Annotated in this window: 14 protein-coding genes; 1 reads left to right on the top strand and 13 read right to left on the bottom strand. The window is 45.9% G+C overall.

The window, feature by feature from the left end:
• Positions 1–3: 3 nt before the first annotated feature.
• The 4 genes from GT575_RS06075 to mtaB all read right to left on the bottom strand — a co-directional run bounded on the left by GT575_RS06075 (position 4) and on the right by mtaB (position 2,488).
• Positions 4–282: a DUF1292 domain-containing protein gene (locus tag GT575_RS06075; protein ID WP_015533126.1), complete on the bottom strand. Its 279-nt coding sequence runs from the start codon at positions 280–282 to the stop codon at positions 4–6.
• Between the two features lie 59 nt (positions 283–341).
• Positions 342–791 (bottom strand): Holliday junction resolvase RuvX, encoded by a 450-nt coding sequence (ruvX, locus tag GT575_RS06070; protein WP_015533127.1) that lies wholly within the window; start codon positions 789–791, stop codon positions 342–344.
• A gap of 14 nt (positions 792–805) precedes the next feature.
• Positions 806–1,063, bottom strand: a complete 258-nt coding sequence (locus tag GT575_RS06065) for an IreB family regulatory phosphoprotein (RefSeq protein ID WP_022217238.1) — start codon at positions 1,061–1,063, stop codon at positions 806–808.
• Between the two features lie 66 nt (positions 1,064–1,129).
• Positions 1,130–2,488, bottom strand: coding sequence for a tRNA (N(6)-L-threonylcarbamoyladenosine(37)-C(2))-methylthiotransferase MtaB (mtaB, locus tag GT575_RS06060; protein ID WP_161171707.1), 1,359 nt, complete (start codon positions 2,486–2,488; stop codon positions 1,130–1,132).
• A gap of 92 nt (positions 2,489–2,580) precedes the next feature.
• Here mtaB and GT575_RS06055 point away from each other — a divergent pair, with 92 nt between their 5' ends.
• Positions 2,581–2,814 (top strand): HPr family phosphocarrier protein, encoded by a 234-nt coding sequence (locus GT575_RS06055; RefSeq protein ID WP_015533130.1) that lies wholly within the window; start codon positions 2,581–2,583, stop codon positions 2,812–2,814.
• A 101-nt stretch (positions 2,815–2,915) separates the two neighbouring features.
• On the opposite strand, the gene thiI is transcribed toward GT575_RS06055, so the two are convergent.
• From thiI to hemW, 9 genes are all read right to left on the bottom strand, one after another.
• On the bottom strand, positions 2,916–4,103 hold the full coding sequence (gene thiI / locus GT575_RS06050; RefSeq protein WP_161171706.1) for a tRNA uracil 4-sulfurtransferase ThiI: 1,188 nt from the start codon (positions 4,101–4,103) through the stop codon (positions 2,916–2,918).
• A gap of 8 nt (positions 4,104–4,111) precedes the next feature.
• Positions 4,112–5,257 (bottom strand): cysteine desulfurase family protein, encoded by a 1,146-nt coding sequence (locus GT575_RS06045; protein ID WP_118649244.1) that lies wholly within the window; start codon positions 5,255–5,257, stop codon positions 4,112–4,114.
• Between the two features lie 77 nt (positions 5,258–5,334).
• On the bottom strand, positions 5,335–6,093 hold the full coding sequence (locus tag GT575_RS06040) for a 16S rRNA (uracil(1498)-N(3))-methyltransferase (protein ID WP_015533133.1): 759 nt from the start codon (positions 6,091–6,093) through the stop codon (positions 5,335–5,337).
• Between the two features lie 28 nt (positions 6,094–6,121).
• Positions 6,122–7,084 (bottom strand): 50S ribosomal protein L11 methyltransferase, encoded by a 963-nt coding sequence (prmA, locus tag GT575_RS06035; protein ID WP_015533134.1) that lies wholly within the window; start codon positions 7,082–7,084, stop codon positions 6,122–6,124.
• A gap of 11 nt (positions 7,085–7,095) precedes the next feature.
• On the bottom strand, positions 7,096–8,253 hold the full coding sequence (dnaJ, locus tag GT575_RS06030; protein WP_022217232.1) for a molecular chaperone DnaJ: 1,158 nt from the start codon (positions 8,251–8,253) through the stop codon (positions 7,096–7,098).
• A gap of 26 nt (positions 8,254–8,279) precedes the next feature.
• Complete coding sequence (dnaK, locus tag GT575_RS06025) at positions 8,280–10,127, bottom strand: molecular chaperone DnaK (RefSeq protein ID WP_015533135.1); 1,848 nt, start codon at positions 10,125–10,127, stop codon at positions 8,280–8,282.
• A gap of 72 nt (positions 10,128–10,199) precedes the next feature.
• The gene (gene grpE, locus GT575_RS06020) at positions 10,200–10,865 is read right to left on the bottom strand and encodes a nucleotide exchange factor GrpE (RefSeq protein WP_015533136.1); all 666 of its coding nucleotides are present in this window, start codon (positions 10,863–10,865) and stop codon (positions 10,200–10,202) included.
• A 37-nt stretch (positions 10,866–10,902) separates the two neighbouring features.
• The gene (gene hrcA / locus GT575_RS06015; protein ID WP_118016685.1) at positions 10,903–11,943 is read right to left on the bottom strand and encodes a heat-inducible transcriptional repressor HrcA; all 1,041 of its coding nucleotides are present in this window, start codon (positions 11,941–11,943) and stop codon (positions 10,903–10,905) included.
• A 153-nt stretch (positions 11,944–12,096) separates the two neighbouring features.
• Complete coding sequence (gene hemW / locus GT575_RS06010; RefSeq protein ID WP_161171705.1) at positions 12,097–13,395, bottom strand: radical SAM family heme chaperone HemW; 1,299 nt, start codon at positions 13,393–13,395, stop codon at positions 12,097–12,099.
• Positions 13,396–13,418: the final 23 nt, after the last annotated feature.

Here is a 13,418-nt window from a genome sequence, read left to right as displayed (position 1 = left end):
TTCTTATACCTCCAAATTTACGTCCTCAAGCAGTTCGTCAAATATCTTGATGACCGCCTCTAATTCATTTTCATCTTCCACAATATCGTATGCTGCCATCTCTTCCGTATCAGCTCCGTTGTTCTCGCGAAGGATAAGGAATGATTCATCATCCGCCTTGTCTATAACGAACAGATAATTCACGCCGCCAAGTGTGGTCTGCTCCACAACCGAGAATTCCACTTCTGTTCCATCTTCTGCTTCAAATATGATACTGTTGTCCGTCTTCCTGTTCTCTGCCATATAAACCTCTTAATACTTCTTCAGGCGTACACAAAACAAAGGCAGAAGGTCTGTGTCTATCACAGACTGCTGCACTTCGCATCAAGATAGTTCTGCAGTATGACCGCAGCCGCCATCTTGTCTATGTACGTCTTCCTGTTCTCTCTTCTCACTCCGCTGTCCATAAGGATCCGCTCTGCCTCCACAGTGGTAAGGCGCTCATCCCACAGAACAACCTCAAGTCCTGTTCTGCGCTCAAGATCCTCCTTGAATGCCTGGGTGGCCTCGCATCTGTCTCCCTCTGAATTGTTCATGTTCTTCGGGTAGCCAAGCACTATCAGCTCTATGCGGTCGCGCTCTCCTGCCGCTCCATACTCTTCAAGTATGGCCTCTATGCGGGCAAGTGTCTGTCTCAGCTTGTTCGCCGACTTTCTCTCTATCGTCTCCAGCGGCTGGGCAGTCATCTTGAGCGGATCGCTCACGGCAACTCCCACCGTCTTGGTTCCATAGTCAAGTCCCAATATTCTCATACTATTCTTTTCCTTTACACGAGGTTATTCTTGATGTAGTCCTCAAGTAAAACCTCAATGATCTCGTCTCTCTCCACCTTCATGATCAGGCTTCGCGCGTTCTTGTAGCTTGTGATATATGTCGGGTCACCGCTCATTATGTACCCAACAACCTGGCTTACCGGATTATATCCTTTCTCGGTAAGTGCATCGTATACTTCTCCAATTATCTCGCGTACGTCCACTGTCGCGTCCTTGATTGGAACAATATTCTGTGTACTTTCGTTATTCATCAAATCACGTCCTCATCTTGTTATTATCTCATGAGCCAATTAACATTCCTATTCTAATATAAAAAACTACAAAAGTAAAGGAAGGTTTCCCCCATTTTGGGTATATGTCACATACACAAAGCTGTTCACAAAACTCTCCGGCATGGATATGTCGCCCACATCTATGAGTATATCCATGTATCTCTCCGTATGTCCTCTGAGATATGTCTTATTGTCCTTCTTTACAACCTCTTCCACCAGGACTTCAAGCTCACAGCCCTCAAACTGGGCTTCATATGCGGTCTTGTTGTCATGGGCAAGCTTAAGCAGCACATCGCTTCGCTCATTCTTTATCTCAGGGGCAACCTGCTCTTTCATGGCGGCAGCGACTGTTCCCTTTCTCGGAGAATACTTGAATATATGCATCTCATACAGATTGAGCTCCGTCAGATATCTGACAGTCTCTGCAAATTCTTCCTCAGTCTCTCCCGGGAAGCCCACTATCACATCCGTGGTGAGCGCAGGGGACTTATACGCCTTTCTCAGCATGTCACATTTTTCAAAGTATTGCTCGCAAGTATACTTTCTGTTCATTCTCTTGAGCACTGAATCACAGCCACTCTGCAGGCTCAGATGGAAGTGTGGACATACTTTCGAATTGGATGAAATTCTCTCCACAAACTCCTCTGTTATTATCCCCGGCTCAAGTGAACCAAGCCTTATTCTCTTGATTCCTTTGATTTTTGAGATAGCCTCTATAAGCTCTATAAGTGCTCCCTCATTATTCTTATCTTTGCCATATGACGATATGTGTATACCGGTAAGCACAACTTCTTTTATTCCTGCCTCCGCAAGCTCTGATACTTCTGCAAGGATCGCCTCCTGGCTTCTGCTTCTTATCCTTCCTCTTACATACGGGATTATGCAGTATGAGCAGAACTGATTGCAGCCGTCCTGGATCTTGACATATGCCCTTGTGTGTCCCACAGGGACATGGCCGCCCATCTCCTCGTACTCAGTCTCTCTGGATATATCCACGAAGTATTCCATGGCTTCATGATCTTTACCCGGGGCATTTTTTCCATTGTTTCTCACATTAATATAATCATTAACTATTTCTGTGATACTTTTCTTCTTATTGTTGCTTATTACTATATCTATAGCTTCATCCTGCTCGAGAATCTCTCTGGCTGACTGCACATAGCATCCTGCGGCTATCACTATTCCATCAGGATTCATCTTTCTGGCTCTGTGAAGCATCTGCCTTGATTTTTTGTCCGCAATATTGGTCACAGAACAGGTATTTACTATATATATATCTGCTTTTTCGTCAAATTCTACTATATTTGCACCGGCAGCCTTCAGCATGTCGAGCATGCTGTCAGTCTCCGCCTGATTGACTTTGCAGCCAAGTGTTGTGGCAGCCACAGACATTCCTTTTAGCATGTATTTTACACTCCTTATATTGACTTTTGTATTCTATAAAAATATAATAATGACAGTACATAAAAAACTTACAAGGGTTAGGAGGACTATTTATGACAGCAGTTAAGATTTCTTTAAACTCAATCGATAAGGTCAAGAGCTTTTGCAATGACATTGCGAAATTTGACGCAGAATTCGACCTCGTATCAGGACGTTACGTAATTGATGCAAAGTCAATCATGGGTATTTTCAGTCTTGATATCTCAAAGCCTATCGAACTTAACATTCATGCAGAGAGCGGTATCGATGAGATCATGGCTACTCTGAAGCCATACCTTGCAGAATAGTATTTATTCTGCCCCGTATGTTATATGGATTTGATAATCAAAGAGATGCTTATTATGAAGCATCTCTTTTTTGTTGTCTTTTATCACTGTTTTATATTGTTTTACTGCTTTGCGCGACACATAACGACCTCTGCCGTATCTACAGCCTTGCGGTACAATGGCTCGATGATTCCTGTGAGCTTTGCCTCCGACTTCTCTATCGCAGAGAGAACCGGATGTGTAACCGGATGCTTTGCAACAAATGTCGTACAGCAATCCTCGTATGGCAGTATAGATGTCTCGTATGTTCCGATCTTCTCTGATATGTCTACTATCTCCTGCTTATCCATACCTATACATGGTCTGAACACCGGCATGGTGCTGACCTGGTTGATAACGTTTAGGCTGAACACAGTCTGGCTTGAAACCTGGCCTATGCTCTCTCCTGTTATCGTACACTGACAGTCATTCTTCTCAGCCAGCTCCTCCGCTATCTTGATCATGTATCTCTTCATGATGATCGTGAGCTCCTCATGAGGACAGTTGTCGTATATTGCCATCTGTACATCGGCAAAGTTGACAACATGGAGTCTGATGGCTCCTGAGTAGTCGGCCACAAGACATGCCAGATCTATAACCTTCTGCTTTGCTCTCTCGCTTGTGAACGGAGGTGCATGGAAGTATACCGCCTCCACAACAACTCCTCTCTTGGCTATCATATATGCCGCAACAGGGCTGTCTATACCGCCTGACAGAAGTGCCATTCCTCTGCCGTTCGTTCCAACCGGCAGTCCTCCCGGGCCAGGTATGGTGATCGAATAGATATATGCTACCTTTCTGATCTCCACATTGATTATCTCCTGAGGTGAGTGCACATCCACTGTAAGATCAGGGAACGCCTCAAGGAGGAAATGTCCAAGCTCGGCGCTTACCTCCATGGAAGTCATAGTATATGTCTTGTCATTTCTTCTGGTGAACACCTTGAATGTGAAGTTCTTTCTGTCGTATGCCTTTTCAACATAATCTATTACCTTCTGCTTGAGGTTCTCAAACTCTGTGTTCTCCTCAACCACAACAGGGCATATTCCAACGATACCAAATACCTTTCCAAGGGCATTTACCACATCCTCATAGTCGTAATCCGACTTGCACTCAACGAATATTCTTCCCTGCTCCTTGCGGATATAGAAATCTCCGTAAGGCTTCAGCTTTCTGTTGATGTTCTTGCAGAGTATGTCTTCAAATATATATCTGTTCTTTCCCTTTGTGCCTATCTCGGCATACTTTATCATAAATGCCTTGTACTGCATATTTCCTCCTATTTCTTCCTCACATATCTTCTGAGTATCGGTAAAAGTTCCTTGCAGCACTCGACTGCATAATCTATCTGTTCCATTGTATTCTCCGGTGAAAAACTGAATCTCAGTGTGGACTCAAGCTTCTCAGGTGGCAGACCTATGGCCTTCAGCGTGCTGCTTGTGGAATGTTTATTCGACGAACATGCTGAACCGGATGAGACATATATGCCCTTCTCTTCCAGAGCATGAAGCATGACCTCACTTCGCACTCCCTTGAAGGTTATGCTGGCTATATGGGGCGCATCCCCGGAATTACTGTACACATCGTCTATCTGTGTGAGTTCATCTATAAGATGTTCCTTGAGTTCTCTCATGTGCGCTACATTTGCATCGAGATCTCTGTAGGTCATCTCGGCAGCCAGTGCCATTCCGGCTATTCCCGGTACATTCTCTGTTCCTGACCGCATTCCGCCCTGCTGGCCTCCACCGTATATCACAGGCTTGACCTTGACTCTGTCCTTTATGAACAGTGCTCCAACGCCCTTTGGTCCGTGGAATTTATGGCTGCTTATAGACATCATGTCTATTCCCATACGCTTCGGGTATATCACATATTTGCCAAATGCCTGTATGGCATCCACATGGAAGAGTACACTCGGATTCTTCTCCTTTATACGTCTGGCAATGTCTTCCACCGGCATGACAGCTCCTATCTCATTGTTGACGTACATGACTGACACTATGATCGTGTCGTCGTCGACCTCATCTACCAACCGGTCAACATCTACCACGCCATCACTTCCGGTCGGGATCCTAACAACATCAAAGCCCATATCCTCAAGGAATGTCAGCGGACTGCCGACTGACGCATGCTCGACTACAGTTGTGATGATCTTGTTGCCCGCTCTCCTGTTGGCAAGCGCTCCTCCTATCAGAGCCATGTTGTTGGATTCTGTTCCTCCCGATGTGAACACGATCTCCTTCGCCTGAACCTTGAGCAGCCTGGCTATCTTATCCCTGGCATCGCTCACGTATCTGGCCGCATCCACACCCTTCTGGTGCAGTGATGACGGATTGCCATAGTCCTGTTCCATTAACTTTACCACAAGATCTCTCACCTCCGGATAAACCGGGGTGGTCGCTGAATTGTCAAAATATGCTTCCATGTTGTCTTCCACCATTCCGAAACCGATATACGTCCGGCTTCAAGCTTCTTTCTTTCACTAATCTTTACAATATTGTTCTAATTGTCCCTGTCGGCACTGAACATGATGATCGACATAACCGCCAGTCCGGCCGTCTCAGTGCGCAGTATCCTGTGTCCAAGAGTTATACATTCCGCCCCGGCCGCCATTGCCTGTTCCACTTCTTCCCTGGCAAAGCCACCCTCCGGGCCTATGAATACCCCCAGACTTCTGCGGGCAGAGGACGGTGCTGTCACATCAGCGATGATCTGTCTGGACTTTGCAAGTCCCTCCGCCTCCTCATATGGAATTATATTCATATCAAGAGTCTTCGCCATCTCTATCGCCTGTGCAAATGTTACCGGCTCCGTGATCTCAGGGACGATTCCCCTTCCGGACTGTTTTGCAGCAGACTCCGCTATGATCCGGCATCTCTCAGTCTTCTTTGCAGCCTTCTTTGCATCAAGCTTCACTATGGTGCGCGCAGTGAATACCGGAACTATCCGGCAGACACCGAGCTCCACCATCTTCTGTACTATAAGATCCATCTTATCCGACTTTGGATATCCCTGAAACAGGGTAACCTCCACCGGAAGCTCTGCAAAGTTATCATTCACATCCTCGACGTGGCACAGAACCTCGTCTCTGCCAAGCTCCGATATACTGCACGTATAATCTCTTCCTCTGCCGTTACTGACAGTTATCTCCTGACCCACTTTAAGGCGGAGAACGTTCTTTATATGGTTAACGTCTCCGCCTGTTATGCTTATATCTGTTCCTATATCTCTGCCATCTACGTCTACAAAGAATCTGTTCATATTTGATTATTTCCTCTCACACGCTGGTTCATACATGCTTTTTTGCGACAAAGCTTACCCAGTCATTCATGTAGACAGTATCTACGATATCAAAGTTATTGTCAAGAAGAGCCTGTCTGACCTCATCCTCTTTTATGTTTATAATGCCCGATGATATAAAAATACCATCATCCTTCATAAACTTCTGAACTACAGCCGACATTGGAATTATAACGTCTGCAAGGATATTTGCAACTACTATATCATAATTTGCGCCTATTGACTCTACCAGTTTCTGGTCCTCAAGGACATTTCCGCACTTGAATTCCACAGCCTCGGCAGGAATATGGTTCACATCTCTGTTCTCTCCCGCCACATCAACAGCGATCGGATCTATGTCTATACCGAGAACATGCTTTGCACCTAGCTTATTGCAAACAAATGACAGGATACCGCTTCCGCTTCCGGCATCGAGTATCTCATCTCCATCCTTCATGTACTTCTTGAGCTGGCCTATGCACAGTCTCGTCGTCTCATGGGAACCTGTTCCAAATGCTGTTCCGGGATCTATCTCAATTACTATATCCTCATCCGTTGCATCCTCCGGCACTTCCTCCCAGGTTGGCTTGATGATGATATTGTCATACAGTCTGAATGGCTTGAAGTAGGCCTTCCAGTTGTCTCTCCAGTCCTCTTCCTTCGTCTCACTCTCGGTTATCTCACCTGTTCCGACAGGAAGAAACTCTGACAGCCTCCTGATCTCTGCAGCCACCTTATCCTTTATCTCCTGCACGTCAAATGTATCGTCAAGGAAACAGGACACCTTTGCAGTTCCATCATTTTCCGGCATATCATCCGGCAGGAGATCGACAAACATCGTCTCCATCTCCTCCTCAGTGAGGGGAATATTATCTTCTATCTGAACACCCAAAACGCCTTCCTCTTCGAGGAAGGCGCTTATGAGGTCTTCAGCTTCACATGTTGTATCTATTGTGAGCTTCGTCCATTTCATATATTTTATACCTACTTTTTCTTTCTTCTCTTGTGATCGCCAAATGTAAATGGTCCTGCTGAATCTGTTGCAGGTCTTGTCTCTACAAGTGTTGCCTGCTCATACTGATTTAGGATCTTCTTCTGCTCCTCTGTGAGCTTCTCCGGCACCTGTACAACAAGTGTTACATAGTGATCGCCTCGCTGAGTTGGGTTCTTGAGGTTAGGTACTCCTTTGCCCTTCAGCTTTATACGTGTATCTGTCTGTGTTCCTGGTGGTATGGTGTAATCAACCTCTCCTTCGATGGTGTTGATCTTGATAACTCCACCAAGTGCTGCCTGTGTAAATGTGATAGGCTCTGATGAATACAGATTGTACTCCTGTCTCTGGAAGTTTGGATGACGATCAACAAGTATGGTAACTGTAAGATCTCCTCTCTCACCACCGTTGATACCAGGCTCACCCTTTCCTTTGATTCGGATGTTAGTACCATTGTCTACTCCTGGTGGAATAGCTATCTGTATCTTCTTTCTGCTCTTTACATATCCTGTTCCTGCACAGTTGCTGCACTTGTATCTGATGATCTTACCAGATCCACTACAATCAGGACATGTCTGAACATTACGTACAACTCCAAAAAGTGACTGCTGTGTTGTCACTATCTGGCCCTTACCGCCGCACTTGCCGCAGACCTCCGGCTGGTGTCCCGGCTGTGAACCGGTTCCCTTACATACATCACACTCATCCTTCAGTGGGAGCTCAAGCTCCTTCTGGGTTCCGAATATAGCCTCCTCAAAGGCTACTCTGATGGTGGTCTTGATGTTTGCGCCCTTCATAGGGCCATTTGTATTTCTCTGACGGCTTGCGCCACCGAACATATCTCCGAATATATCTCCAAAGATATCTCCCATGTCTGCGAAGTCAAATCCACCAAATCCGTCGGCACCGCCGCCGTTCTGGTCGAATGCTGCATGGCCAAACTGATCATACTTTGCACGTTTCTCAGGGTCACTGAGGACTGAATAAGCTTCAGCTGCTTCTTTGAATTTCTCTGCAGCCTCTTCATCACCAGGGTTCATATCCGGGTGGTATTTTTTTGCTACCACTCGGTATGCCCTTTTGATCTCGGCTTCAGAGGCTCCCTTGGTTACACCAAGGACTTCATAATAATCGGTCTTTGTCTCTGCCATAGCCTTTACCTTTCATCCTCTATATATTAAACCTCTGTGAAATCTCCATCCACAACATCGCCATCTGAGTAATCAGGTGTGCCTGCACCTGTTCCTGCGTTTGCTCCAGGACCGTTCTGCTCATAGAGCTTTGAGAACAGGTTCTGTGCGCTCTCCATCAGCTTATCCTTTGCAGCCTTGATCTTATCTACATCTGCATCGCTCATATTCTCTGCATCTGTGCTGTCTATTGCTGCTCTTAAGGAGTCAAGATCTGCCTTTACGCCAGCCTTGTCAGAATCTGAAAGCTTATCTCCTACCTCGCCGAGTGCCTTCTCTGTCTGGAATGCAAGTGCATCTGCCTCATTTCTTGCCTCGATGCCTTCCTTACGCTTCTTATCCTGAGCCTCGTACTCTGCTGCTTCCTTAACTGCTCTATCGATATCATCATCTGAAAGTGATGTTCCTGATGTGATAGTAATGTGCTGCTCTCTTCCTGTTCCGAGATCCTTTGCTGATACATTTACGATACCATTTGCATCGATATCGAATGTAACCTCGATCTGTGGAACTCCACGTCTTGCTGGAGCGATACCATCAAGTCTGAATCTGCCAAGACTCTTGTTGTCCTTTGCGAACTGTCTCTCACCCTGTACTACGTTGATATCAACGGCATCCTGATTATCCTGTGCTGTTGAGAAGATCTGGCTCTTCTTTGTAGGGATTGTTGTATTTCTCTCGATAAGGTGAGTAGCTATACCACCCATTGTCTCGATTGAAAGTGTAAGTGGTGTAACATCCAGAAGAAGGATCTCGCCTGCACCGGCATCTCCGGCAAGCTTACCACCCTGGATACAAGCACCGATAGCAACACACTCATCAGGGTTGATTCCCTTGAATGGCTCCTTACCTGTAAGTCTCTTAACCTCTTCCTGTACTGCTATGATACGGGTTGAACCACCGACAAGAAGTACCTTGTCAAGGTCTGCTGCTGTAAGTCCTGCATCAGCAAGTGCTGTGTTAACAGGGCCCTTTGTTCTGTCTACAAGATCTGCTGTAAGCTCATCGAACTTAGCTCTTGTAAGGTTCATATCGAAATGCTTTGGTCCATCCTGGTTTGCTGTGATGAAAGGAAGGTTGATGTTGGTTGTTGTAGCTGATGACAGCTCCTTCTTTGCCTTCTCTGCTGCTTCCTTTAATCTCTGCATAGCCATCTTATCGCCTGAAAGGTCGATGCCCTCTGCCTTCTTGAATTCATCAAGCATATACTGTGTAATTGCGTTATCGAAGTCATCACCACCGAGCTTGTTATCGCCGGCTGTTGCAAGAACCTCGATGACACCCTCACCGATCTCAATGATAGATACATCGAATGTACCACCACCTAAATCGTAAACCATGATTCTCTGCTCCTGCTCGTTGTCAAGACCATATGAAAGAGCTGCTGCTGTAGGCTCGTTGATGATACGCTTTACATCAAGACCTGCGATCTTACCGGCATCCTTTGTTGCCTGTCTCTGTCCATCTGAGAAGTAAGCAGGAACTGTGATAACTGCCTCTGTAACCTTCTCTCCTAAGTATCCCTCTGCATCTGACTTCAGCTTCTGAAGGATCATTGCTGAAATCTCCTGTGGTGAATACTTCTTGCCATCTATCTCTACTCTGTAATCTGATCCCATGTGACGCTTGATAGATGAAATTGTCTTATCTGCGTTTGTAACTGCCTGACGCTTTGCAGGCTCACCTACTACTCTCTCTCCTGTCTTCAGGAAACCTACTACTGAAGGTGTTGTTCTCATACCCTCTGAGTTAGCTATAACTACAGGCTTACCACCTTCCATAACTGCTACACATGAATTTGTTGTACCTAAGTCAATACCTATAATCTTACCCATTGTCTTTTCCTCCTAGAAAAAAAATTTACAATATTAAGAAATCTCCCACTCCGTGGGTCCTTCTTATGAAGTTTAATTTGCTACCTTTACCATGCTAAATCTGAGCACCTGATCCTTGTACATGTAACCCTTCTGCATCTCTTCAACGATTACATTCTCTTCGTAGTTGTCATCCTCTACATGCATCACTGCATTGTGGAATGTAGGATCAAACTGTTCCCCGGCGCAATCCATAGGCTTTACACCTATGCTTTCCAATGACGTCATAAGCTGCTTATATATATTTGCAACTCCCGACTCGAATGGTCTGTCCTTATCCTCATCAGGAATGGCTGCCATTGCTCTCTCAAAATTGTCTACCACAGGAAGGAGCTTCTCAAGAACTCCCTTTGCACCTATGTCGTACAATTTGCCTGACTCTTTTTCATTTCTCTGGCGGATGTTCTCACACTCCGCAAGAAGTCTTGTGTACTTTGTCTCTGCATCCTTGCAGCGTTCCTTGAGCTTCTCGTTCTCCTCACGGAGAGCCTTGCCTCCACGTCTGTTCTCCTTTGCAACATGCTGTGGCTTTGCAGCCTCTGCCTGCTCCTCCGGAACGTCAACGGTCTCATCGACCTTGACTTCTGACTCAACGCCATCCTTTATCTCTGCTGAAGCATCTCCAACTATGGTCTCGGCTGCTGTCTGCTCTGTCTTAACCTTCTTGTCGGATGCAGTACTGTTATTGCTATCAGCCATTACATATCCTCCTATTCATCGTTATAATCTTATCTGTCTATCCATTGTTGTTAAATATGTCATCAAGCTCTCCGGTGAGTTCCTTGAGCATGCTCACAACTTTCTTGTAATCCATCCTCTTCGGTCCGATTATTCCTATCGTTCCTTTTGCACCCTCCGGCATCTTGTATGTTGCTGTTACAAGGGAGCAGTCCTTCAGGTTTTCATCGCTGTTCTCCTGTCCTATCAGGATCTGTATGTCGCTGTCCTGCTGGATCACATCCTCCACATGTTTTGCAAATTCTTCTTTGTCCTCTATGTCTTCCAGTGTTCCGAGCAGCTTCTCTGCGGATGACGTGTTCGCCAGCTCAGGGTACTTGAGTACATTCGTTGCTCCACTGGTATAAACCTTGAGATCATCGGCCTCATGGATCGCCTCCATGATTCCCTGGAATATCGTCTCAAGGATCTCTGCATATTCACCTGCCTGAACCTTCATGGTCTGTATAAGTTCAAGATTGATATCCTGAAGTGCCGCGCCCTGAAGGAAGGTATTTAGCAGAATATTAAATTTTAAAATATCTTCATTCTTCAGGCTGTACGTCGTCTTGATCAGCTTATTCTTGACTATATTGCCATCAACCATGATGACCGCCAGCAATGTGGTCTCATCAACCTGTGACAACTGGATGAACTTTACTGTGTTGTTGTACTGTGGCATCGTAACCAGTGTTGCGTACTGAGTGTTAGTCGCAAGCACCTTTGCCACCTGCTTGAGAAGCTTCTCGAGCTTATCAACTCTATTCAGCAGATTCTCTCGCTCTGTCTGATCCTCTGCTTTCTCTTCATCCCTGTCTGCCATGATGCTGTCAACATAAAACCTGTAACCTGCATCTGTTGGAACTCTTCCTGCCGATGCATGTGGCTGGCATATATAACCCATATCCTCAAGATCTGACATCTCATTTCTTATGGTAGCCGGGCTGACATTCATGTCGGCCAGCTTGGAAATGGTTCTCGATCCAACGGGCTCTCCAGTCTCCAGGTAATTCGAAACGATCGCTTTTAGAATTCTGACTTTTCTCTCGTCAAGTTCCATACTCTCATTCCTTTTTGCTTTTAGTCTTATTAGCACTCAACATATTCGAGTGCTAACCACTAAACATAATCTAACACTGCCGCCCCCTTTTGTCAACAAAATAACGAATGTTTTTGTGTTTTTTTTATGTTTTGAAGGACGGTCGTGCCAGTATTATTCTATTAAGAAGTCCGCCAGAATCGTGTTGCTTACGTCGATGCCTTTTTTTGTGAGGCGGATCAGTCCGTGGTCGTCTTCGAGGTGGCCGGTGGACTTGTATTTATCTATGACGGAGCCGTATATGTCGTAGATGGAGTGTCCAAAGTAGTCGTTGAATTTTTCTGCACTCACACCGGATATCATACGCAGGCCGAGGAACATATATTCCTCCATCAGCCTGTCTGCGTCAAGTTCTTCTTCCACATTGCGCATGTGTTCTATTATATCTCTTGCCTTACCCGAATTTGCGACGTGATCTCCGAATGTCATGAGCTCCCTGTGTCTTGCCATGCCGTCTATGTAGTCTTCCAGACTGGATGTGTTGGTGTAGCGTCTGCCGTACAGGAAGGACGCTGCTCCGATTCCGATTCCTATGTATTCCCCGAGGGTCCAGTAGACTATGTTATGTCTGCACTCGTAGCCAGCTTTGGCGTAATTGGATATCTCGTATCTGTGGTAGCCGCCGGTGCCTAAGAGCTTATTTGTTATGTCGTACATCTGCCTGTCCACGTCCTCATCCGGGATCTGTGACAGCAGGTTCTCATCTGCTGCCAGAGGCGTTCCGTCCTCCACTATGAGGCTATAGGACGATATGTGCTCCGGCTTACACCTTAATACCTTGTCAAGGGTGTCCAGATATGACCTCATGGTCTGTCCCGGTATGTCTGACATCAGGTCTATATTTATATTGCGAAATCCGGCCTCCCTAGCCATGTCAAATGCGGCGAGGAACTGGTCATAATTGTGTATCCTGCCCAGAGCTTCCAGCTCATTTTTCTGTGCGGACTGAAGGCCTATGCTCATCCTGTTTATGCCATTTACTATATACTCTGCTGCCTTACGGCTGGTCAGGGTGCCCGGATTTACCTCTATGCTTATCTCCGCATCCTCTGCGACATCGAACAGCTTCCTCACCGTCGTCATTACAAGTGTGATCTCGTCCGGCTCCAGTATGGATGGGGTTCCGCCTCCTATGTATATTGTCCTGACCTTGTGTGTCTCCGCCAGATACGAGTAGCTTTTCAGCTCCTCGCACAGGGCTTCGATGTATTTCTCACGGTACACTCCATATCCCGACATGCAGGCTGCCCCCACCGGAAATGACAGGAAGTCGCAGTATGCACATTTCTTCACACAGAATGGGATATGTATGTATATGCTGAGCGGCTTCTTCTCATATGACTCTAAAACTTCGTCATTATTTGCATCGCCGAAATCCCGATCTGAATTTTCGGTATTTATTATATCTATCATTAGTATCCTTCCTTTTTATTTTA

The sequence above is a fragment of the Coprococcus sp. BIOML-A2 genome (genome assembly GCF_009875795.1).
In the GTDB taxonomy this organism is placed as follows: Bacteria; Bacillota; Clostridia; order Lachnospirales; family Lachnospiraceae; genus Coprococcus; species Coprococcus aceti.
The sequence above is the reverse complement of the archived record's forward strand: the minus strand, read 5'-3'. Positions and strand labels throughout refer to the sequence as shown.